The sequence below is a fragment of the Runella rosea genome (assembly GCF_003325355.1).
GTDB lineage: Bacteria > Bacteroidota > Bacteroidia > Cytophagales > Spirosomataceae > Runella > Runella rosea.
On record NZ_CP030850.1, the window covers coordinates 3375020 to 3398754 of the forward strand.

Here is a 23735-nt window from a genome sequence, read left to right on the forward strand (position 1 = left end):
ATAGCATAAAATTATTAAACTTCGTCCAACATGAGCAACGTTACCTTTCAATGCCTTCCTTTCGACAGCCTCAGTCTCCGCCAATTGTACGATGTGTTGGCCCTGCGAATTGACGTTTTTATCGTTGAACAAAATTGCCCTTTCCACGACGCCGACAAAAAAGACTTTGTCGCACATCATTGTTTAGGGTACGACGAAGACGGGGATTTGGTCGCCTATACGCGCCTGTTTGATGTCAATCTGTCGTTTGAAGGCTACACCTCTATCGGTCGTGTGGCCACTTCCAATAAAGTTCGCGGACAGGGTATTGGTCAAAAACTAATGTCTTATTCCATCCAACAATGTGAGCAACTATACGGCCGCCAACCCATCAAAATCGGCGCGCAAAAGTATCTTTTGAAGTTTTATGAATCGTTTGGTTTTCAATCTACTGGCGAAGATTACCTAGAAGACGGCATTCCACATACCATTATGATACGACAAGCCTAATCTAAATTATCCGTTTTGATATCTTCAAAGCGCTCCACGTGCCCAAAAGCATAGCCCATTTTGTGCCGATTAAACTCTTTTTCATTATTTGCAATCCAAATCGTCGCGACGCCGTTCCCGATAAAATTGGTGATAGCCCGGGCTTCAGACATAAATCGGTCCACTCCCAACAACAACGCCAAACCTTCTACTGGTATCACTTTGATGGCCGACAATGTACTGGCCAACACAATAAAACCGCTCCCCGTTACACCAGCCGCCCCTTTAGAAGTAATCATTAGGATGCCGATAATGGTCAAAATCTGCCCAAGGTCAAGATGAACATTGAATACCTGAGCCAGAAAAATCACTGCCATAGAAAGGTAAATCGTAGTACCATCCAAATTGAAGGAATAGCCCGCAGGAACGACCAGGCCAACCACCGATTTTGAGCAACCCATCCGTTCCAATTTTTCCATAAGCGAGGGCAATCCTGCCTCCGACGATGACGTCCCGAGCACAATCAACAGCTCCTCTCGAATGTAGCGTAAGAACTTGAAAATGCTGACCTGATAATAACGCAACACAAAATAAAGCACCACAAACACAAACAGGGCCATAGTGACATAGACCGTTAGCATGAGTTTGGCGAGTGGCAGCAGAGTTTTGATACCGTATTTGCTGATCGTAAATGCCATACCTCCAAATGCTCCGATAGGTGCCAACAACATCACTTTGTGCAATCCCCAAAAGATGGTCTTGGAAACAGGCGTCAAAAACTCAACGACTTTGTGCCTAATCGAACGACCACTGATGACAATTCCCGACACGATGGCTACCACCAACACCTGCAACGTAACATTGTCCCAAAAGAACTTCCACCAACTAAACGCCACCGCACTTTTGGTGTATTTTGAAATATCACCTCCCTGAATGGCCTCGGTCATTACCCCGTCGCCTGGACGAATGATATTGGCTACCAATACCCCAACGATGAGCGCAATGGTAGTCACCACTTCAAAATAGAGCAACGCTTTCGCTCCTACTTTACCCACTTTTTTGAGGTCGCCCATGCTGATGATACCGAGCGTAATGGTCACAAAAATGATGGGATTGATAAAAAGTTTGACAATACTGATGAAAAGACTGCTTAAAAACTCGCTAAAAGTAGTTTTAATTTCAAATTCCGAAATCCACAGGTTGAATTTGATGGGTTTTTCCAAAATGGGTTGCAACGCCACCGAAGGATAATAATGCCCCAATAACACACCCAACGTAATCGCGGTTAAGACCCAAAAGGTCAAATTTGTAAAGAGTTTTTTCATCAGAACAGGAAGGCTTATATTTCTTCTAAAATGAACAATGGTTTGACGGCTATAATTTTGAATGAAAAGGGGTATTTTTCAAAAATAGCCAAAAAAACTGAGTAACCCTCGAACGGTTATGATAAGCACTAATGACAGCGGAATACCGACTCCTACCATTTGAGCGGCCAGCGCAGGATTGAGGCGATAGTTGGAGGCAATAATGGCGATGGTATTCATGGGCCCCAACGCCGCTCCCAATACGCACATTTCGGCGATGATGCCACGTTGTTTCAGCATTATCACAAACAGTAACGTTATCAACAGCGGAGCCAAAATTAGTTTATAACCCAACCCCCAGCCAAGCGCCTGCCAATTGATGTTTTTATCCCGAAAATCAACCTGCATTCCAATCGAAATCAACGCCAACATGCTGAAAGGCGCAGCAAGTTTTTTTAATAAATCAGCGACAATCTCGGGTAAACCCAAGCCTGAAAAATTGATAATCAGAGCGATACAAAAGGCAATAAACGTAGGAAATCGCAGCACATCAAGGAGAAATGTCCATTTTTTGGTTTGGGCATTGGCATAGTATGATGCCGTAACAATCCCCACCGTACTACACACCAAAAACGACCCTGCTTGGCTCATCAACACGCCTATTTGCATCCCTTTTTCTCCATATAATAATTCAAAAATCGGAAAACCAACAAACGACACGCTCGGAATACCCGCCGTCAGGATAAGCACCGCTTCGCTGTGGCGGTGAAACTTTACGAACTTTTTTAGGAGTTGAAAAAATAGCAATGAGCCTCCAAAAGAAATCCAAGGCATCAAAATCGGCAGGGCATAATTGGAATTAAATCGGGTCGTGGAGGTGTAAAGCAACGTAGCGGCGGGCAAACAAACGTACAAAAGCAGGTTGTTAATGACCAAAGGAGCATCTTGGCGCAAGGCAGGTACTTTTTTGAGCAAGGTTCCCAGGACGAGGCAAAGTAGCAGAAATAGAATATTTATCATTTTAAAACCCGTAGTTCCGACCTTTCTTGAAATTTCAACAAACCGCTACCGAAACAAAAATTTATAGCCCGACACAATCGCGTGCAAATGCGGCGCATCGGCAATGGGTGGAAAAGCAAAACGCGGCAACGTAAGATGAGGCGTGGAAAGTGAATGATGTTGAACATTCATCAACGCCGTTTGATAACCCGCCTCTTTCACTGCGCTGACCGTAGCGTCGTCAATTTCGGCCATGCTTCCGTATGGGTACACAAGAATATCTACTGATGCATTCAGTTGCTTTTCAAGGCGTTTTTTAGACTCCACCAACTCATATCGCTTTTGTTCCTCTGACAAAAACTTCAACACGCGGTGGGTCATGGTGTGTGAAGCTATGCGGTGACCGCGTTTTGTTAAGTCCCTTATTTGACCCCAATTCATGAATTGATAGCGAAGTGGGTCATGCATCACTTGGGTATAGCCCCAACCGTTCTTTCCACAAATCTCTCTTACAAGTCCGTAAATATCCTCGATTTGATGTTGGTAAATGTATTTTTTTAACTCCCGGGTGAGGTTATTAAGATTTCGCAAATCTTGCGTCATATAAAAAGGCTGTTGGTATTGATTGAGTGGCAAAAAAAAATCCTGACCTTGGGCTTGTTGCAACAACAAAAACAGATGGTCGCGCCAAATGTGCGGGAGTTCACCATCAATCATGGCAGGACAAATCGCAAAGAGCGCAGAGAGTTGGTGTTTTTCAAGAATTGGCGCGAGAATTTCGTAGTTATTCAGCATCCCATCGTCGACGGTCAAAAACAGCCCTTGCGCTTGTGGATTTTCCAATTCTTGAATAGGCAAGACCCGAAAATGCTTCTTCAAAAAAGTCAACTGCTTGTCAAACACCGCCGCAGTAACGTCTACATTATACGTATCAAACGGCGGTAAAGTGCTTATTGGCAATACATTATGATAGGAAACAACACCCTGCTTTCGCCCTATCAACGCATGATATAATTGACTCAGGCCCGTGTAATACGAAGCAGTGAGCCAACTATCGCGGACAAAATGTTTGAAGGCCATACCGACGCTATTTGCTTTTCTGTTTATCAAAGTACTGCTTCATAAACAGCAATTGATAACTCACCGCGCTGTTCCAATAAGGCCAGTTGTGCCCGCCCGGACGGGAAATATAATCGTGGGGGATATTGCGCTCCGCCAGTTTTTCGTGGAGATTGTTATTGACCCGATAAAAGAAATCTTCGCTGCCGCAGTCGATGATGAGCGCCAACGAGTTAGGCGTTAGCAGGTGCAACATATTGATAACGGTGTTCTTTTCCCAGTTTTCAGGTGCTTCGGCATATTTTCCTAACCGTTTGGCCATGTCCCAATTATTAGGAAACGGCCGAATATCGACGCCCCCACTCATACTGCCAGCCACGCCAAATACATCCTGGTGTTTCAGGGCCAAATACAACGCGCCGTGGCCGCCCATGCTCAAACCAGTAATGCCCCGCCCTGCGCGGCTTCTGATGGTTTTGTATTTACCATCAACCCAAGACACCAATTCGTTGGAAACGTAGGTTTCGTACCGCATCGTCGGATCAAGGGGACTATCCCAATACCAACTTGAAAATCCACCGTCAGGACAGACGATGATGGCTTGGTACAAATCGGCCGCCTCACGCATAAAAGGGGCTTTTTTGACCCATCCGTTGTAGCTATCGCCGTAGCCATGCAACAAATACACCACCGGAAACTCCCTGCTCCCGTCGTAGGAATCGGGGGTAATAATCACGGCCTTGATGCTTTTTTTCATGGAAGCACTGTAGGTTTCCACGGTATCAATTTTTACCGCCCAAGCGGCTTGGCTCAACCAACAGGTCAAGCCTACTAAAAGTATTTTTCTAAAAAAGGTCATCCAAAAAAAGGGTTTGTCGGCAAAGTTCAACGATTGTATTTATTTAGACAAGAAAAGCCTTTTCAAGTTATCCAAACTTAAAAAGGCTAACGGGCAATTATCTCCGAGATTTTACACTTCTGACATCTGCTGTTTCAACACTTCGATGCTCTTTTTGGCTTCATTGTCGAAATCCTTCCAGCGGCACTCGATAGATAGTCCGCCTTTATATTTTATCTTTTTCAACGCTTTGAAATATTCCCTAAAATCATCGCCAACCACGCCCGGTGCCGTACGATTCTGCTTTTCGGCAATGTGACAATGGGTGATGTATTTACCGTATTTCACAATTTGCTCGGGCCCTTCGTTGTCTTTCATCATGTGGTAAATATCGCACAACAGTCGAAAACGCGGGTGATTGACCGCCTCGATAATTTCAACGCCTTCGGCCAAGCTGTTGATAAAATTGGTTTCACTGCGGTTGAGCGGCTCAATGGCCAACGTCACCCCGTGCTTTTCGGCCAGAAGGGCCATTTTTTTGCTCAATTCGATGTGTTGCTGTTTGGCTTTTTCGCGGTCAAATCCTTCAGGAATGAACCGTGAACCGCCGCTTCCAAACACGATATTGGCGGAACCGCACTCTTTGGCGCGTTTGAGGGCCAAATCGGCACGTTGGAGAATAGCGTCATGGTGCGTATCATTACCTACCGACTTAAGCGTTCCTGGAAAAAAACTTACGTACGACCTAACGGGAAAACGCTCAGACTTAAGAGCGGCGGCATTTTTTTGGTATTGCTCGTCCCCACCTTTATCAGGTATCAGGAATCGTCCGACATTTTCTTCGATAAACGAATAGCCCAAACTTTTCATCAGCGGTGTTTTGTCGTATGAGGTACAGATACCCAAAGGCAACGATAATGCCCTGTGCGTATCACCCAAAAAGGCCGCTTCGGCCCACGTACCAGACGTAACAATTCCCGCCACGGTTCCAGTGGCTATTTTCAGAAAGTTTCTTCTTGAATTCTTATTTTCGAATGATTCCATCGGATAAAAAGGAGATTTTCATTCAGAAGTACATTTGCCCCCCTTTTTTACTATTCAATGGCCGAAAAACGCTTTATTTTTAATAAGGCTTTTATGCTAAGAATAGAGTGCAAGTGGGTAGTTGGTGATAACACACAACCACGGCATCAAAATGGGGCCTTCCACGACAGTAAGCATACATCTTACGCCAAAATTCCCTTCACCAATTTCCCATGCACATCCGTCAAACGAAAACGTCTACCTTGAAATTTATAGGTAAGTCGCTCGTGATCAACGCCCAGCAAGTGCATCAACGTAGCATGAAAATCATGAACATGAACGGGGTCTTTGATGATGTTATAACTAAAATCATCGGTTTCTCCGTAACTGATTCCCGGCTTCACTCCTGCTCCCGCCATCCACATCGTAAAGCAGCGCGGGTGGTGGTCGCGGCCGTAATTATCGGCAGTGAGTTTACCTTGTGAATACACGGTCCGGCCAAATTCTCCGCCCCAAATCACCAACGTATCGTCCAACATACCGCGACGTTTGAGGTCAATAATCAGCGCCGCCGTAGCCTGGTCCACCTGTTTGCACTGATTGGCAATGTTTTTGGGCAACCCGCCGTGTTGATCCCAACCTTGGTGGTAGAGTTGCACAAATTTGACGTCTTTTTCGAGCAGTTTTCGCGCCAAAATACAATTGGCCGCGTACGTACCCGAATCACGGCTGTCCGGGCCGTACAGGTTAAAAACCTCGTCCGATTCACCCGACAAATCCATCACTTCGGGCACCGAGGTCTGCATCCGATACGCCATTTCGTACTGCGCAATTCGGGCGTCCACTTCGGGGTCCCCGTAAGCTTCGTTTTGGAGTTGGTTGAGTTTGGTCAAATAATCCAGCATTTCTTTCCGGTCGTTGCCTTCATAGCCTTCGGGATTATTGAGAAACAAAACGGGGTCTTTTCCTGACCGAAACTGCACACCCTGATGTTTGGAAGGCAAAAAACCATTTCCCCACAAGCGCGCATACAAGGGCTGATCACGGGGGGCATTTTTAGAAACCAACACAATGAAAGTTGGCAAATTTTGGTTGTCTGACCCAAGACCATAACTCACCCACGAACCAATCGACGGGCGCCCAGGAAGCTGATTGCCCGTTTGGAAAAACGTAATCGCAGGGTCGTGGTTAATGGCCTCAGAATGAATGGATTTCACCAAACAGAGTTCATCCACCACCTGCGCGGTGTAAGGTAAGAGTTCACTTATCCACGTTTGATTTTTACCGTGTTGATTGAATTTATAAATAGACGGCACCACTGGCAAAGCGCTTTGGTTGGCGCTCATTCCCGTGAGCCGTTGCCCTTTTCGCACCGAATCTGGAAGGTTTTGGCCCGCCATTTCGTAGAGTTTGGGTTTATAATCAAACGTCTCAAACTGCGACGGACCACCCGCCATAAAAAGATATACCACCCGTTTGGCCTTAGGAGCAATGTGCGGTAATGCTTTCAGAATTTCTTCCTCCAGATTGGCCGAACTTTCTTCTTTAATCCCTGGTGAAGCACCAAACAAATGCTTTGCACCAAACAGTGAGCCCACCGCCAATGCCCCTAACCCCAATGAGGTTTTGGTCAGGAAATGACGCCGGTCAAGCCGCTTATTTAACTCCTGAAAATCAGGCGTATGTAGTCTAAATTCGTCGTCGTGATGATGTGACATGGTGATAGTCGGGCGGTTATCTCTTTGTTAAACTTGCGTCTGAATTCAATATTGTACTCGCAACTACGGCATTGGCCGCAATAAGCGACGCGTCCAATTTCGCATCTGCTTTGTATTGCCCAGCCATAAGCCAACCGTTTGTTTTTAACGGGTTTTGGCTAAATTTTTGCAGTTGAGCCTTTTGTAAGGCCGCTAGCAATTCTACTTCTTTGGACGACGGCCTGCGTCCCGTCAGTTTTCGATAAACCGTCACAATGGCCTGTTTGGGATCGGGCATTTGGGCCATTTGCTCGCCCATCACCTTAGAGGCTTCCACAAATGTCGGGTCGTTGAGCGTGACCAAAGCTTGCAAAGGGGTATTGGTTTTTTGACGACGTACCACACAAAAACTCCGAGAAGTGGCATCAAAAGTCGAAAGGGTAGGGTTCGGAACAGCGCGTTTTGCCAGTATGTACAAACTGCGCCGATACACCGCCGCGCCCGAATCGGGCACGTAATTGGCGCTATTGATAAGCCATAAGCCTTCTGGCTGGTACGGTTTCACGCTGCGGCCGCCGATTTCGGGATTCAACAATCCACTCGCCATCAATGCGTTATCCCGAATCATTTCGGCGGTGAGGCGATAAGAAGGCCCGTGCGACAACCAACGATTTTCGGGGTCTTTTTCGCGGGCTTGTTTGGTCGTTTGGGAGGCTTGACGATAAGTAGCCGACATCACGATGAGTTTGTTCAACTGTTTTACGTCCCATCCACTTTCTCTGAACGTAACCGCCAAATAATCTAGCAAGCCTAAATGACTCGGCAATTCTCCCTGATTTCCAAAGTCTTCGGTGGTTTTTACCAAACCCGTTCCGAAGAAATTTTGCCACAACCGATTCACCGCTACCCGCGCCGTGAGGGGATGGTCTTCGTGCGTGAGCCACTGTGCTAATCCGTAGCGATTTTTGGGAAAATCTTTGGGGAAAGCTAAAATTGTTTCGGGCGTATTGGGAAAAACTTCTTCGCCAAACGCATCATAATTACCCCGCAAAAGAACGTGTGCTTTCTTGGGTTTTGGCGATTCCTGCATCACCATCAATTCTTTCACTTTCTCGGTCGAATCGGCCAAGGTTGAGCGCAATTGCTGCAATTTTTGGCGCGCTATGAGGGTAGTCGGCTCAATGGCAGATAAGTAATATTCCTTTAAATCAGCCAATTCAACTGCCGAAAGCTGCGCTTTGGTTTTGGTCGCAATGGCGTTCCAATTGGCTTTTTGGGCCAACTGTTTTAATTCAAACGACGTCAAAACTCGGTCGTAAAACGTAATATCGTCGACTTTTCCGTCGGTAAATCCCCAGCCGCGCCACCATCCACCTACCTGAATCCCCGACTGCTCCCGCGACCGAAACAAGATGTCTTTTTGAAGTTGGTCCATCGTAGTTTCCATCGCCAATTCGCTACCATCCAAGTACAACCGAAGCCCCTGCGCTTGCGCTGAGCCATCATACGTAATGGTCAACTGAATCCATTTATCACGCGCGACCGATTGCTTCGATACACGCGTAATGGCATTTGACGGCGCAACGTGCGCCATATTGAGTTCAAACTTATTGTCTTTTAAATACAAATGCCAGCCCCTAAAATTATACAATCGCTCCGCTTGGCTTTTGTGAATAATGACCCCTTCTTTCAGATTTTTGGGGATATTTACCCAAAGCCCTACGCTGAAGGGTTGGGATTTCCGGTACGCGCCTACGCAATCCAAATCTAGCCACACATCACCGTTGAGGGCCAAGGCTTTAGTATTACCTCGGTCGGCAAAAGCGGGCGTTTCCTCGCCCGACTCACGCAACATTCGGCCCATTTGTTTTGGGCTAAGGCTATTTTTTAAATCATTTTCAAACCCAAAATGGGCTATCAAACCCGTTTGCGGAATCGTTTGTTTGGCCAATTTTTGATGACCGTTTGCCACAAGCCATTGGTCAAAACTTCCCCCCGCCTTTGTTTTTGTTTGATTTACAACGGCTTCCTGCTGTTTGATTTGGGTATTGATAAATGCCAGCACTTTTTCCTGCTCCGAAGTCGGCAGCAACAACGTGGGCGAAGGCATAGCATCGTCCCAAGAAATCTGTCCCGCTTCCTTCACATTGTTGAAAAAGCTGAACAATTCGTAATAATTTTTCTGCGAAATAGGGTCATACTTATGGTCGTGGCACTTGGCACAACCGACCGAAAGCCCCAAAAATGCGTCGCCAAAGGTATTGGTGCGGTCTACTACGTATTCCGTTTGAAACTCTTCTTCAATGATACCGCCCTCCAGATTTTGCTGGTGATTGCGATTGAAGGCCGTGGCAATCCGCATTTCCTTCGTTGGCTGGGGCATCAAGTCGCCTGCCAATTGCCAATGGACAAACTTATCGTAGGGCATATTTTTGTTGAACGCCCCAATGACCCAATCGCGGTAAGGCGACATATCGCGCAGGCGGTCGACGGTATAGCCGTGAGAATCAGCAAAACGGGCCAAATCCAACCAATCTACGGCCATTTTTTCGCCATAATGCGGTGATTTCAACAAACGGTCTACCTGTTTTTCGTAAGCATCGGGGGAATTATCTTTCAAGAACGCGTCGATTTCGGCCAATGTAGGCGGCAAGCCCGTCAAATCGAGCGAAAGCCGCCGAAGTAGTGTTTCTTTATCGGCCATTTTAGCGGGCGATAATTTTTCCTCTTCGAGTTTTTTAAGGATAAAATTATCTACCGGATTAATGACCCAATCTTCGTTTTGTACGTCGGGAACGTCGGGCTTTTCGGCCGCCACAAACGCCCAATGAGGTTTGTATTCGGCCCCGTCTTTGATCCATTTGACCAATACGGCCTTCTCCTGCGCCGTGAGTTGCAGGTGCGAATTGGGCGTGGGCATCATGTACTCGGGGTCGGTTGAAAGGATGCGATGAAACACTTCGCTATCTTCCAAATCGCCAGGGTCGATGGCTACTTTATTGGGATTTTCGGGAAGGTTCGCAAACGCAAAGTCGGCAATATCGAGTCGTAAACCCGCTTTTTGCTTGGCTTTGTCGGGGCCGTGGCAGGCAAAGCATTTATCCGACAAAATAGGTTTGACGTGCAGATTGTAATCCAATTCGTCGGGCAATTCTTTATACGCCGCCGCTACGTCGTCGGGGAGATCAGGAGTGCATCCAATCACCGACAAGCACACAATCCCAAAAAGCAGCAAATAATATCGAGGCATGATGACTTCTAATTTTAGGCTGACAAATTTAAAGTTTAATTATTTATTTGAATTATACAAACAAGACTAAGGTTTGCACAAATCCGACTTTTAACGCTTATTTTTATGATTGAATTTATAGAACACTGACTTTTATGATTATCCTAATTTACGCGTACTAACAACATAATTCTTATTAAAAATCTTATAATCAGTGTTCTATGTCTACGCACAAATTTGCTTTTAACTCCACTTTTTCGTTACTCAACGTGGATTATGTACAGTTGAACAAAAGCTGGAACTATAAGCACATTATCAGTCCTTTTTACCGATTATATCTGATTGATGAAGGTCATGGAACGCTCTCAAATACCACACAAAACGTTACGCTTGAGGGCCATTTTTTATACCTCATTCCGAGTTTTACGCAGTGCAGTTATTATTGTCCTAATGATTTGAGCCAATACTATCTGCATATTTTAGAAGCAACTTCCGATGAGGTTTCTTTTTTTGTGGGCAACCGAAAAATATTTAAAATTCCCGCCAATAGCGACGATTTTAGGCATTTCAAACGCCTGATTACTTTAAACCCCGAGCGCGGTTTATTCAAATCCACCGACCCAAAAGAGTACGAAAAACGCCCCATCATTCAGGAATTTCAGGAGCTAAACAACCGTGTATCGCTGTCGGCCTACGTCGAAACGCAGGGCATTATCTTGCAATTACTCTCCCGTTTTATCGGTACCGAAGACTTTTGTTCTGATTCCGAAACTACCCTCTCTTATAAAGTCTCGGAGACGATACGCTATATTCAACAAAACCTTCAAACCAACTTAACCGTGGCGTTTTTGGCCGAAAGAGTCCACCAAAATGCGGATTATTTTTCTCGAATCTTCAAAGAAAGCACGGGTGAGCGACCTGCGGCCTACATCCAACTAAAACGCGTCGAGCGGGCTCAATTTCTAATAATTACCACCGATTTAACGTTCAATGAAATTGCCGCCGAAACGGGTTTTGAAAGCCTAGCGTACTTCTCCAGAACTTTTAAAAAAGTAACGGGCCAGACGCCGAGTGTGTACCGGAAGAATAATCGGAGGGTGTAGTTCTATCGCAGCCCCTTTCAGATTGACAAATACACTACTTCCAACACACATACACTTCCTCATCGGCCATGAGTCCGTAGCGTTTGTAGTCAAGTTTTTTGACGTAATCGCTTACTTCTACGCGAAAGCCAGCGCCGGCAAGGCGGCGACGATAATCGAGACCGTAGCGGCGTACGTGCTGGTGCGCACCCGCGATGCGTTTGCGCTCGTCGGGGCTGAGGTCTTGGGTTTCGATGGTTTGGGTAAGATGATTGTTGACCGCTCCCTGAATGATGGCGTAACCGTTGGGTTTGAGCACCCGGTAAATCTCGCGCATTCCGAGCGCATCGTCGGGTACGAGCTCAAAAACGTGGTTGCAGATAACGACGTCGAAGGTATTGTCGGGAAATTTGATGTCGGTCACCGACATGACGTGGTCGGGCATGACACCGATGGCATCGATGTAGGTCGTCATCAAATCGGCGGTTTGGTAGTCGATATTAGAATATTGCCGAATGACGTCGTGAAGGCACTTTTCGGGCGCAAAATGCAGCACTTTTTTAGGCCCCTCAAAAAAATCCGTTTTATTTTTCAGATACAAATACACCAACCGATGCCGTTCGAGCGACTTGCAAGTATGACACAATGCATTGGGGCGGTTGAAGGGGAGAAATTGACTGTAGGTGCTGCCGCAAATCGGACATTCGACCTCATTGCCTAGTCCGTAAATAGCCGCCCGAGTTGATGCTTGAACGGCCCTAAGTTTTTTGCGGCCTGCGGGGCCAATGATATTTTTGAGAAGTGATTTCATGCAGTAAAGTTAACGTCGGTGAAATGAAACGTCGGCGAGGTTTTGAACCTCGCCGACGTTATTCAAAGCCTCGCCAACGTTTAGACCGCAAAGTTAGCAAATCATATCGTAAAACTATCTGACTCAATATAGGCTTTGATTAGTGCTTCTTCGCCTTCTTTGCCGGGCTTGGAATTGCCGTGTTCCATCCCAAAAATGAAGTTTTGGTTATTGGCCTTCATCTTGGTATAAATGTGCTTAAACACGTTTTTATAATTGATTTCACCCGTAGTTGGCTCTTTACGGCCTGGGTTATCACCGATTTGAAAATACCCGATTTCGCTCCAGCACCAGTCGATGTGCGGAATGATGTGCCCTTCGGTTTTCTGCATATGATAGATGTCAAACAGAATCTTACACGCAGGGCTGTTGACCGCGCGGCAAATTTCGTAGGTCTGGTCAGAGGTTTGCAGGAACAAATTAGGGCTGTCGCTCAACGGCTCCAACACCATTGTCAATCCGTGCGGAGCCAAAATATCCGCCCCGCGACGCAAAGCGTCAATCACATGGCCTGTTTGGATACCAATGGGGAGATTACGCTCAAAATCACCAGGCACGACCGTCATCCATTTGGCATTGCAACGCTTGGCGGTTTCTACGGCGCGCTTGCAGCCGTCCAGAAAAATATCTACGTGGGCCTGCTTGCCGGCGGCCAGCGTATTCTGAGAGTTTCCGCCTTTGTCTACCACAAACACGCCCATTGTCATGCCCAATTTGGCCAGTGTTTCTCCAATTTTGGTTTGCAGTTCTACAGGTTTTCCCATCATACCGTTGTCTTCTAAGGCCATGAAGCCATTGTCGGCCATGAATTTGAGCTGGTCGATGGGGTCTTTGCCAGCGCTGTTGCTAAACATCCCAAAGTGGGGAGCATACGCCAATTTAAAGTTATTTTTTGCCTTGGGAGCGGCCGTATTGAAAGCGGCAGCAGTGCCACCCGCCAACGTGGCTCCCGTAGCCGTAAGGGCAGATTTTACAAAGTCGCGACGAAACATAGTTGTGTCGTTTGGGAAGTTTGAGTGAATAAACGATTTGACTGCAAAAGCAATGGAGCGCGCTTTTCTAATCAAAACAAATTACTGAACACGTTGGCTCTGCATAATGCCTTTAATATCGGCCAACAATTCTTTTATTTCCTGAAGCACGACTGCGTTGTCGGAAACGGGGTTGGCAGGGGCGGTGTTTTTTGCCTGCATTCGTTTTTGGCGTTGCGACAAAATCAAGTTACGCAATTCCTGCGCGTTGATAATACCGACCAGTTGCATATCATTTGCCTGACCTGCGCTTTGACCAGCCGTTTCAAATTTGAGGATACACAAGTGAAAGTACTTCAACAACGGCCCTTCCACAAAGGTCACATCCTGAATATTTTCTAATGGAATCGTTTTCTCTACCTGCACCAAAATCCCTTTTTTGAAGCGGATGGCGGTTTCGGTGAGTTCACATTCCAGCTTGTCGTAATAATGGCGGCTCCACCACTGGCCTACGCCCAAAAACCAAAATGGCAGCAGAACAATCCCGATGACGGTAACGAAAAAGAGCGAGCCTACATAGAGCACCATGTAGGGCTTAACAAGCTCATTGAATTGAGCTTTGAATACAGATTTGTCAGAAGTTTCCACGAATATGGGGGTTAGTAAATTAGTTTATCGCTAAACGTGCGGCAATACTACCTCAAAAGTACTGCCTTTCTGTAATTCACTCTGCAACCGAATCGAGCCTCGATGCATATCCACAATCCGCCGGCAAACCGACAGGCCTATGCCGTATCCGCGAAAAGCAGTGGCGTTTTTGGCGCGGTAAAGCGGCTCAAAAATGCGCTGTTTCTCGTCGTCAGGAATCCCGATTCCCTTGTCTATCACCCGAACGAAACAACTTTTGTCGTTGAAACCAATGCGCACTTCCGCCCGTTTTTCGGAAGAATATTTACAAGCATTATCAATCAGATTACTGAAGACGGTTTTTAGGAGAGGCCCATTGCCCAAAACGGTAATATCTTGCTCTAAATCAGGTATATCGTCAAAATCAATGTTTATCTGATAATCATTATGAAGGCTTAATAACTCCTCCTGCGTTTCAAAAATCAGCTCATCAAGCCGCACTTCCTGAAAACTGATGGAACGCTCTTTTTTTTCCGATTGCGCCAATTGGAGCAAACCATTGGTCAACTGAATGAGCCGTTGGGTATCATTTAGCACCGAGCGCAGCACTTTACGGTATTCGTCGGGTGTGCGCTCTTCTTCCAATGAGACCTGAATTTCGGATTTCAATCCTGCCAGCGGTGTCCGTAATTCATGCGAAGCATTGGACACAAAACTTCGCTGTAAGTCAAACGACTCTTCGAGTCGCTCTAGCATTTGGTTAAAATTGATGGCCAATTGAGCAATCTCATCCTGTCGATTCCCTTCATTGAGCGGTTTTCGAAGGTTATAGGCAGTGATTGTACTGATTTCCTTGTTCATCGCCGAAATAGGTTTGAGCGACTGCCCTGCAAAGATGAACCCTAACACAATGGTAATCAGCACCCCAAACAAAAAACTATAGACCAACGATTCCCGGAGTTTTTCGAGCTGAATTTTGCCCATGTAATCCTGCGCCGAAGCCATCACCACAAACTCCCCTTTTTCTTCATCTGTATACATCACGCCCACCACATCGAGGCTGTCGCGGGTGGTTTCGACGTAGGTCCGCTCACGTACGCGCTTCAACAACTCAGGATTGTAGAAGTAATAAATTTCCAGACTATCGGCGCTGTAGCTGGCGTAAAGAACTTTATTGTCGGCGTTAAACATCAACACTTTCTCGGCGTACAGCTTAGAAAGCGTTTCTTGATCAATGAGTTTCAGCAGTTTGGTATTGATTGGGCCTACTTTTATGAGCAAATTGGCATCCGTCAAAGCCCGGTCGCGCAGCCGCGCAAAAAACTCATCTTTGCGGTTTTGTTGGGCGATGTAATAAAACGACGCTGAGAATGTAGCCAAAATCAACGCGATGATGGCCGTAAACTGAAGCGCTATTTTGGTCCGAATTTTCATAAAAAATACAGCCGAAAAAATATTGGGCAGCGAGGGGTTAACTCAATAATTTGCCAATCAGGCTTTTTAATTTAGGCAAAGTCGAAGCGCCTTTTCCAGGCTCAACCACCTGTTTATTGTACTCATACCACAATTCATCACCTGGATTGAAGTACAGCCCATTGCGTTTAGGCTTTTGGGTGGCGGCGTTATCAGAGAGCCAATTGGGTGCATAAAGCACCTCCATCAAATGCGGCAATTCGTGCCACGGATAAAACCGAAGCGATGATTTGCCACCATCCACCACACGTTTTATCTGCGCATTGCGCGTCCGAAAAGAGGCCGTTACAATAGCTTCCACCGTTCCCTGCGCGGTCACATCAAGAATGTGTAATTCAAAAGCGCGCTCTTTACCCGACGTTTCGAAGATGGCCTGCAACAGCTCCTGCGCAAAGTAATGCCAGTCGCTCAGGTTTTCGGGCTGGCCCCGCTGGAGTTTTTCCGTTTGCCACTCCAAGGTCAAAAAATCCTGCTCATCGTCGAGCATGATTCCTCCAGAGAGGCGGGTTTTAGCCAACAATTTTTCCAGTTCGCCACGCCATACTTTGTCTAACTCCCCTTTCCAATGATAATCATCGTTGTCCGTAAATCCCTCGGCTTCAATCTCATCGGCATCCAGTTCGTCGCGGTGCGTGTACGTTAAATTCAAATCGACCTGCAAAAGCTCCGCCACGGGAGAAAGCGTTAATGCATATTGGTATGAATAAGGCGGCGGCAATTGAGCCGAGGTTTCAAAATGAAGGATGATCTGACGAAACAATGACATTTTTCAGGGATTGATTGAGTGAATAATCGTCGCTTTTTCAAGTCTTTACAACGATTGGGTACTTGCAAAGGTAGCCCGTTTATCTACTTTTCCCGTGGGAGTTTCGCGAAATTTTTCCACCCTAATCAGCTCCTTGGGGATTTCGTAAGGGCTTAAGAGAGAGATTAACGCTTTATTTAAGGCTTCTACATCCACCACTTCCGAGATCTCAAGCAACAAAATCAATCGTTGCCCCAAGCGCTCATCGGGTTTCCACCACGCAAAATACCGCTCTGCCCGATTCCATACCCGTTCAAAGGCCCTTTCTACCTTTTCCAACTGAATTTTTACACCACCACTATTGATGATATTATCGGCCCGACCCAGAATTTGAAACTGCCGCTCACCCGTAAATACGACCACATCATTGGTTTGTACCCATTCCCCGTTGGTCACATCACCCCTGACTCGCAAGCAGTTGCGCTCATCAACCTCGGCTTCTATTCCCGTTAATAACTGGTACGACTTATCCGCTTCATTAGCGCCGTTAAGGCGTTGTAAAGCCACGTGCGACACGGTTTCCGTCATTCCGTAGGTACTAAATACCGAAGCGTGCACGGCTTTGATTTTGGTCAATAAAGCCCCGCTAATCGCCGCTCCACCAACCAAAATGACCTTTAAAGAATCAAGGCGTGACGGTTGAGTTTCTAACATGGTTTGGATTTGCAGCGGTACAAAGGCCGCAAAATCAACGTTAATTTCTTCTGACAACGCCTCAAACGGCTGCGAAGACGGCGGCACAATGTACATCTTCAGGCCGATTTCCATGCCCCGCACGAGCATCATTGTGCCTGCAATGTAGGATACGTTTAAGCAAACGAGCGCGGCATCTCCTTCTTGCAACCCCAGTGCCTTCCCAGTCATGCGGGCACTGGCCTGCATTTGAGCGCGCGTAAGCGTAATGGGCTTAGGCTGCCCCGTAGACCCTGAGGTATGAAGAACAAACGTTGTTTGTCCCAAAGCCCAATCATGACAAAACTCCCACGCCTGCCGAAAATACGGGTCACTAGGCGCGGGAGTTTGGAGAATTTTTGCGGGATGAATTTCGTAATACATTCTCACTTTTAAACAATAACCTCAATCACCCCCGTAGAGGCATCAAAGGAGGTTTTATAGGATGTAAGTGGCTTTGTAGCGGGGCCAGTCTGCACCGTCCCTCTATCCGAAAAAACCGACCCGTGATTGGGGCACACAAAGGTACTGTTTGAACTTACATAATTTACGGGAGTTCCTTCGTGCGTACACGCCTGAGAAACCGCAATAACGGCTCCCTGCAAGGTACGAGCAATGATGATTCCTTTGTAGCGAATGAATCCCCCAGCGGTACGGAGGGCGGTATAATTCGGGTCGTTGACATTCAGCGTAAAATCATTCGTCGGCGTTTCATCACCTGGCTTGGGATCATCGGTTCCTCCAGTACTACACCCAGACAAACATTGTTGTAATACAATGGCACCCACACTTATTCCAACCATTTTAAAAAATTCTTTCCGGTCCATGGCCGTCGTTTTTTCCTGCGTAATCATTTGTTAATGAGTTTTATACATTCACGTTTTTAAATTAAACATTCTCTGTTTAAATGCGTTTAACAGTAACCGATTTTAAACAAAAACGATGCTATTTCAACAAACAAAAGGTTGTTTTCTTACATTTATTCACTAATTACCTATGGAAACGTAAGGGGGCAAAAAAGATTGTAAAAATGAAAAAATTGATTGGATTGTGCGGTTGGCTGTTGTTCCACAGCGGTATTTATGCCCAAGGTTTCTACTCTACCAACTTACCGATTGTGGTGATTGAGACGGAAGGAAGATCGATTGTGGATGAGCCCAAAACAACCGTCAAAATAAAAATCATCTACAACGGTCCCGACAAAATCACTTCCCTCACCGACGCCCCCAACGTGTACGATGGCTTTGCTGGCATTGAATTTCGTGGTTCCTCGTCGCAGATGTTCCCAAAAAAATCGTACGGTTTTGAACTCCGCGACGCCCAAGGCGAAAACAAAGAAGTGGCGCTATTGGGAATGCCCAAAAACGAAGATTGGATTTTGTTTGCGTCTTACAACGAGAAAAGCCTCATTCACAATGTATTGGCAATGAAGATGGCCAATGATTTGGGAATGTACGCCAGCCGAACCCACTACGTAGAACTGGTCGTAAACGGTCGTTATGAAGGCATTTATGTTTTGATGGAAAAGATAAAACGCAGCAACGGGCGGCTCGGAATCACCAAAATGTCGAGTGCCGACAACAGCGGCGATGCCCTCACAGGCGGCTACATCTTTAAAATCGACAAAACCACTGGCTCGGGAGGAAGTGCGGGTTGGTACTCCCAAATTCCACCCTTGAAAGCAAGTCGTGGGCAGCGTACCCTGTATTTGTACGAGTACCCGAAGTTTGACGACATGACGAGTGAGCAACGGCTCTATCTTCGAAACCACGTAAATACCGCCGAAGCAGTCCTAAACGGTGCCACATTTCGAGATTCTGTCAACGGCTATCGGCGATATTTTGACCCACTTTCGTTTGCACAGATATTTCTGGTCAATGAAGCTTCCAAGAACGTAGACGGGTACCGAATCAGCAGTTTTTTTCACAAAGAACGCGACAGTAAAAAAGGAAAAATCAAAGCGGGTCCGGCTTGGGATTACGATTTGGCATTTGCCAACGTAGATTATTGCCAGGGCAACCAACCCTATGGCTGGGCCTATCTTTACGGCGATATTTGCCCAGACGACAATTGGCTGATGCCTTTCCAGTGGAAACGCATGTTGGAAGACCCTTATTTTGTCAATACCCTTTACGGTGAATACACACGGATGCGCGCTGGCCCATGGAAAACCGAACGACTCAATGCTTATATCGACTCACTAGCCACTACTTTACAATCCTCCCAACAGCGTAATTTTCAGCGGTGGCCCGTTTTGGGGGTATATGTTTGGCCCAACCCCAAGCCTGTTCCTACCACTTGGCAGGGTGAAATCAATGAGCTAAAAAACTGGCTTTCAGCCCGATTAGCGTGGCTTGATGCCTCTATGCCCGGTACACTGACGGCTGTCGACCCTAGCCCGACGACTAACGAAATCAGCGTAGAATTAGCCCCCAATCCTTTTTCAGAACAAGCTCGATTGGTACTAAAAACCCCACGACCGATGGAGATATTGACGGAAGTATTTGACATAAACGGTCGGTTGCTGGATACCAAACTTCATTTTCTTGAACATGCCAAAAACGAAATTTCGTTACCCGTAACAGGACCTTCGGGTACGTATATTTTACGTATCCATACGCCCCGAGAAGTGCTTCAGAAAAAAATGATGAAACGATAAACGGTTATTCGGTGCCCCCTGCATAGGAAGGAATGGTATCCAACAAAAAAGCCTGCCCGTCTTTTACTTCAAAAACAAAGTAATCCATTCCGTTGCTTATCAATACGTAGCGGGCTTTCAAAATGGAATTGTAGCGAATCGCCTGTTCGAAAACCACGTCGTTGAGCGAGATGTGCGGGGCTTTGCATTCCACCAATAAAAAGGGAATCCCTTCGCGGTCATAGATTAAAATATCGGTGCGTTTGGCCAATTGGTGGTAGGTTAAGCCGCTTTCGGTCCGAATGAGGGCCTTCGGAAAACGATGCTCGCCCATGAGCCAATGCAATACGTGTTGGCGCACCCATTCTTCGGGCGTAATCACCACGTATTTGCGCCGTATGATGTCGAAAATGTAGGGTTTTTCGCCGATTTTTGTAACTTTGTACTCAAAGGCGGGCAAATTTAATTGTACCATCTTTTGCGGGATTTGTAGGACATTGATTCTTACAAATCTTTTTTTTAACCTATTCCTCCCAGAAATCAACAACAAAACTAATGAAAACCAAAGAAGAAATCGTAGAAAATTGGCTACCCCGCTACACAGGCACTTCGCTTGAATCGTTCGGAGAATACATCCTGTTGACCAATTTTATCAACTACGTACAGATGTTTGCCGACAAATACAACGTAGAAATACAGGGTCAGGGTCGCGCTATGCAAACCTCCACGGCCAACAATATCACCATCATCAATTTCGGAATGGGTAGCGCCATGGCCGCCACGGTCATGGATTTGCTGTCGGCGGTTTCGCCCAAAGCCGTATTATTTTTAGGAAAATGTGGCGGCCTAAAAAAGACGCAAATCGGTGATTTAGTACTCCCCATTGCGGCCATTCGCGGCGAAGGAACCAGCAATGATTACATGCGTCCTGAAATCCCTGCGCTGCCTTCGTTCCGCTTACAACGTGCCGTCTCCTCGGTGATAAAACAGCACGAACTAGACTATTGGACGGGCACAGTGTACACCACTAACCGCCGCATTTGGGAACACGACGAAGTGTTTAAAGATTATCTGCGCGAAATCCGTACCATGGCCATTGATATGGAAACCGCCACCATCTTTACGGTCGGTTTTGTGAATCAGATACCACATGGAGCATTGTTGCTGGTTTCTGATAACCCGTTGGTTCCAGAAGGGGTTAAAACCGAAGAAAGCGACAAAAAAGTAACCTCGACATTTGTGGAACGCCATCTGCAAATCGGCATTGACTCTCTCATTGAATTGGCCAACTCGGGCGAATCAGTGAAACACTTACGATTTGAGTAAGAAAGTCATCCCAGTCCATTCATAGTAAAAAGCGCAACCAGGGACTCCGATTGCGCTTTTTACTATCTAAACCTATGAGGTTTTGCTATTAATTACAATAATCGCTGATTACTTTATACGCTTGCGTGTAGCCCAATTCGCCCGCTTTCGAGAGGTCCATGCAACCGCTGTTTTCATCGCCAAGGCTATGCTTGATTAGGCCGCGTACATAATACGCTTCGGCATATTTGGGATTAAGTTTCAAAGCACTTGAGCAATCCAAAACGGCACCGCGTTGGTCGCCCATAGCCGATTTTACCATTCCCCGCGTAAAATACGCTTCGTAGTAAGTAGGATTTAATTCAATGGCTCGGTTTAAATCAACGATGGCGCCCTTGCCGTCTCCTTGTTTATTTTTACCTACAGCTCTCGCAAAAAGCGCTTCCGAACGTTCTGTCGACAATTCATTGATTTTGTTGCGCTCTTGCACCACGCCTCTCAATTCATCCAAAATAGCGCGCGAAATTCGTCCAGCATACACTACTTTCGAATCCGTCGGTGTATTATTAAGATCAACCGCTTTGTTTAAATCACTGATGGCATCGCGTTGGTTTCCTAACTTACTTTTACAAAATCCACGGCCATAATAGGCCCGATAATTTTGAGGGTCGAGCGTGATAGCCTGGTCAAAATCGGCAATGGCTTCTTCGTATTTTTCTAATTTGCTCCGCGAAAACCCTCGGTTATAAAACGACTCAGCCTCATCTGGTTTCAACTCAATTGCCTTTGAATAATCCGCCACTGAACCATTAAAATCATTCAGTTTAATCCGAGCGTATCCACGGCCTGCAAAAGCCGACGGGCTCTTTGGCGTAAGGTCAATCACCCGCGAAAAGTCGGTTAATGCGCTGGTAAAATCTTCAAGTTTCAATTTTACGTTTCCTCTTGCGTACAAAGCCCCCGCGTTGTTGGGTTCCAATTCCACCGTACGGTTTAAATCTTGCAAAGCGCCCCGGTAATTTTCAAGACGAGACCGGTTGATTCCCCGCTGATAATATCCCTGAGAGTCATCAGGATTTAATTCAATAGACCTTGAAAAATCCTGAATAGCTGAACGAAAGTCATCTTGCTTTGCCTTGCTGATTCCGCGGTATAAATAAGCGTCTGAATATTTAGGGTTAAGTTCAATCGAACGATCAAAATCCAAAATGGCACCTCGATTGTCTTTCAGATTAGCCTTTGCCATGGCACGGTTGTAGTAGCTGGGGGCATTTTCTGGACTCATGGAAATGGCCTGATTGAACGCCTGCAATGCCGCCATAAAATCTCCCGCTTTACTTTTTGTCACTCCTTCTTCAAAAAACTCGGCCGCAGTTTTTTGAGCTTTTACAAGAGTTGGGAATACCAGAAACAGGAAAAAAACAAATAACAAAATAGGATTTTTTTTCATCGTAAAAGGGGTGAAATTAGAAGGTGAACAGGGATTCAGCCGTCAAAACTACCTAATTTTAAACGTCTTGCCAACTTGGTATCAAAATTATTTTCCACTAAAAGACATACTAACCAATCCAATACCCCACTCCGAAAAGCACGACAAACAACAGGGTAGAGAGCGCCATTTGTTTTAAATAAGGGTCTAATTCACGCGGACTTTTTAAGCGACTTACCGCTAAACCGTTACGAATAAATAAGGGGAAGCTCAACAAAAAAAGCCATTGAGGAAGGGCCTCGAAATGAAAAAACATATACAAAACACTGCATAACATTCCTCCCCCCAACAACAACCAATGGTAGACAATCGCACGCTCACGCCCCAGCCTGACGGGTACCGAGCGCTTACCTGTCAACGTATCTGATTCAATATCACGGATGTTATTGATGTTTAGGACTCCCACGGCAAACAAGCCACAACTGGTCGCTGGCAGAAGCAATGTCCAATCGAACGTTTTGGTATGTAAATAATAAACGCCCAACACCCCTACCCATCCAAAAAAAATCAGTACCGACACATCTCCCAGCCCCGCATATCCGTACGGGCGCTTACCTGCCGTGTAGGTGATGGCCGCAATAATGGCCAAGACCCCTAACCCCAAAAAAGCCGCAAACGTTTGCCAAGTAGCATCTTTGAGGGCTTCATACAACAGTCCGATTCCACTCACCAAAGAAATTACGGAGAAAATGATGATGGCCCTTCGCATGGCATCTACCGAAATCGCCCCCGATTGCACCGTTCGCTGCGGCCCTTGCCGGGCTTCGGTGTCTTTTCCGTTGACGGTATCACCGTAATCGTTGGCAAAATTAGAAAGTACCTGCAAACAAATCGTGGTTACCACGGCCAAAACAGCAATGGTCCAACTGAATTTTTCGTGCGCTGCCGCCAAAAAGCAGCCCATCAATATACTCGATAACGCTAAAGGCAACGTCCGCAAACGTGCCGCTTCAATCCAAGGTTTTATCATTTAATGCACTCTTTTTAGTCTTTTTCCCTCAACTAGGGGTTTTTATTCAATTTTAAACGCTTAATTGTCAAACGTTTAACAATTAACTATTAACAATTCCCCTGCACTTTTTGGTGCGTTGTTTACAATTTCCTAATTTTGCAGCGGCAAATCGGAACTACCAGCTCCTGCTGAATCCCCCAGGTCTTGACCGAAGCAAGGGTAGGTGGTCGTAGCGGTGAGATTCTCGGTTTGCC

The 23735-nt window shown here is 46.2% G+C and carries 21 protein-coding genes; 4 read left to right on the forward strand and 17 right to left on the reverse strand.

What is annotated here, in order from left to right:
- The first annotated feature begins 30 nt into the window (after positions 1 to 30).
- The gene (locus tag DR864_RS14035) at positions 31 to 489 is read left to right on the forward strand and encodes a GNAT family N-acetyltransferase (protein WP_114070281.1); all 459 of its coding nucleotides are present in this window, start codon (positions 31 to 33) and stop codon (positions 487 to 489) included.
- On the opposite strand, the gene DR864_RS14040 is transcribed toward DR864_RS14035, so the two are convergent.
- From DR864_RS14040 to DR864_RS14070, 7 genes are all read right to left on the reverse strand, one after another.
- Positions 486 to 1793 (reverse strand): cation:dicarboxylate symporter family transporter, encoded by a 1308-nt coding sequence (locus DR864_RS14040; protein ID WP_114067571.1) that lies wholly within the window; start codon positions 1791 to 1793, stop codon positions 486 to 488. The two genes, DR864_RS14035 and DR864_RS14040, sit on opposite strands and share 4 nt — an antisense overlap.
- 78 nt (positions 1794 to 1871) lie before the next feature.
- Entirely contained in the window at positions 1872 to 2792 is a 921-nt protein-coding gene (locus tag DR864_RS14045) for an AEC family transporter (protein WP_114067572.1), read from the reverse strand.
- 45 nt (positions 2793 to 2837) lie between these two features.
- Complete coding sequence (locus DR864_RS14050) at positions 2838 to 3851, reverse strand: polysaccharide deacetylase family protein (protein WP_114067573.1); 1014 nt, start codon at positions 3849 to 3851, stop codon at positions 2838 to 2840.
- A gap of 7 nt (positions 3852 to 3858) precedes the next feature.
- Positions 3859 to 4689, reverse strand: coding sequence for an alpha/beta hydrolase (locus DR864_RS14055; protein ID WP_205319247.1), 831 nt, complete (start codon positions 4687 to 4689; stop codon positions 3859 to 3861).
- A 111-nt stretch (positions 4690 to 4800) separates the two neighbouring features.
- A complete protein-coding gene (locus DR864_RS14060) occupies positions 4801 to 5712 on the reverse strand; it encodes a sugar phosphate isomerase/epimerase family protein (RefSeq protein WP_114067574.1) in 912 nt (303 codons plus the stop codon).
- 182 nt (positions 5713 to 5894) lie between these two features.
- Positions 5895 to 7409 carry a DUF1501 domain-containing protein gene (locus DR864_RS14065; RefSeq protein WP_114067575.1) on the reverse strand — a complete coding sequence of 505 codons (1515 nt, stop codon included), beginning with the start codon at positions 7407 to 7409 and terminating at the stop codon, positions 5895 to 5897.
- A gap of 16 nt (positions 7410 to 7425) precedes the next feature.
- Complete coding sequence (locus DR864_RS14070) at positions 7426 to 10638, reverse strand: DUF1553 domain-containing protein (protein ID WP_114067576.1); 3213 nt, start codon at positions 10636 to 10638, stop codon at positions 7426 to 7428.
- 200 nt (positions 10639 to 10838) lie between these two features.
- Between DR864_RS14070 and DR864_RS14075 the strand changes: the two genes are divergently transcribed.
- A complete protein-coding gene (locus tag DR864_RS14075; RefSeq protein ID WP_114067577.1) occupies positions 10839 to 11720 on the forward strand; it encodes a helix-turn-helix domain-containing protein in 882 nt (293 codons plus the stop codon).
- A 34-nt stretch (positions 11721 to 11754) separates the two neighbouring features.
- On the opposite strand, the gene DR864_RS14080 is transcribed toward DR864_RS14075, so the two are convergent.
- The 7 genes from DR864_RS14080 to DR864_RS14110 all read right to left on the reverse strand — a co-directional run bounded on the left by DR864_RS14080 (position 11755) and on the right by DR864_RS14110 (position 17951).
- Positions 11755 to 12510, reverse strand: a complete 756-nt coding sequence (locus DR864_RS14080) for a class I SAM-dependent methyltransferase (protein WP_114067578.1) — start codon at positions 12508 to 12510, stop codon at positions 11755 to 11757.
- A gap of 101 nt (positions 12511 to 12611) precedes the next feature.
- The gene (locus DR864_RS14085) at positions 12612 to 13541 is read right to left on the reverse strand and encodes a hydroxypyruvate isomerase family protein (protein WP_114067579.1); all 930 of its coding nucleotides are present in this window, start codon (positions 13539 to 13541) and stop codon (positions 12612 to 12614) included.
- Between the two features lie 81 nt (positions 13542 to 13622).
- The gene (locus DR864_RS14090; RefSeq protein WP_114067580.1) at positions 13623 to 14168 is read right to left on the reverse strand and encodes a PH domain-containing protein; all 546 of its coding nucleotides are present in this window, start codon (positions 14166 to 14168) and stop codon (positions 13623 to 13625) included.
- 30 nt (positions 14169 to 14198) lie between these two features.
- A complete protein-coding gene (locus DR864_RS14095; protein ID WP_114067581.1) occupies positions 14199 to 15581 on the reverse strand; it encodes a sensor histidine kinase in 1383 nt (460 codons plus the stop codon).
- A gap of 37 nt (positions 15582 to 15618) precedes the next feature.
- Positions 15619 to 16386 (reverse strand): hypothetical protein, encoded by a 768-nt coding sequence (locus DR864_RS14100; RefSeq protein ID WP_114067582.1) that lies wholly within the window; start codon positions 16384 to 16386, stop codon positions 15619 to 15621.
- Positions 16387 to 16431: 45 nt separating this feature from the next.
- Positions 16432 to 17481: an AMP-binding protein gene (locus tag DR864_RS14105; RefSeq protein WP_114067583.1), complete on the reverse strand. Its 1050-nt coding sequence runs from the start codon at positions 17479 to 17481 to the stop codon at positions 16432 to 16434.
- Positions 17482 to 17489: 8 nt separating this feature from the next.
- Positions 17490 to 17951, reverse strand: a complete 462-nt coding sequence (locus DR864_RS14110; RefSeq protein ID WP_205319249.1) for a QcrA and Rieske domain-containing protein — start codon at positions 17949 to 17951, stop codon at positions 17490 to 17492.
- Positions 17952 to 18127: 176 nt separating this feature from the next.
- On the opposite strand from DR864_RS14110, the gene DR864_RS14115 reads away from it, so the two are divergent.
- Entirely contained in the window at positions 18128 to 19756 is a 1629-nt protein-coding gene (locus tag DR864_RS14115; protein ID WP_162793823.1) for a CotH kinase family protein, read from the forward strand.
- Between the two features lie 4 nt (positions 19757 to 19760).
- Here the strand turns inward: DR864_RS14115 and DR864_RS14120 are convergent, their stop codons facing one another.
- Complete coding sequence (locus DR864_RS14120; protein WP_114067585.1) at positions 19761 to 20210, reverse strand: type I restriction enzyme HsdR N-terminal domain-containing protein; 450 nt, start codon at positions 20208 to 20210, stop codon at positions 19761 to 19763.
- A gap of 80 nt (positions 20211 to 20290) precedes the next feature.
- Here DR864_RS14120 and DR864_RS14125 point away from each other — a divergent pair, with 80 nt between their 5' ends.
- Positions 20291 to 21061: an AMP nucleosidase gene (locus DR864_RS14125; protein WP_114067586.1), complete on the forward strand. Its 771-nt coding sequence runs from the start codon at positions 20291 to 20293 to the stop codon at positions 21059 to 21061.
- Positions 21062 to 21149: 88 nt separating this feature from the next.
- Here the strand turns inward: DR864_RS14125 and DR864_RS14130 are convergent, their stop codons facing one another.
- A complete protein-coding gene (locus DR864_RS14130; protein WP_114067587.1) occupies positions 21150 to 22490 on the reverse strand; it encodes a tetratricopeptide repeat protein in 1341 nt (446 codons plus the stop codon).
- Between the two features lie 109 nt (positions 22491 to 22599).
- Positions 22600 to 23499 (reverse strand): 1,4-dihydroxy-2-naphthoate polyprenyltransferase, encoded by a 900-nt coding sequence (locus tag DR864_RS14135; RefSeq protein ID WP_205319252.1) that lies wholly within the window; start codon positions 23497 to 23499, stop codon positions 22600 to 22602.
- Between the last annotated feature and the right edge of the window lie 236 nt (positions 23500 to 23735).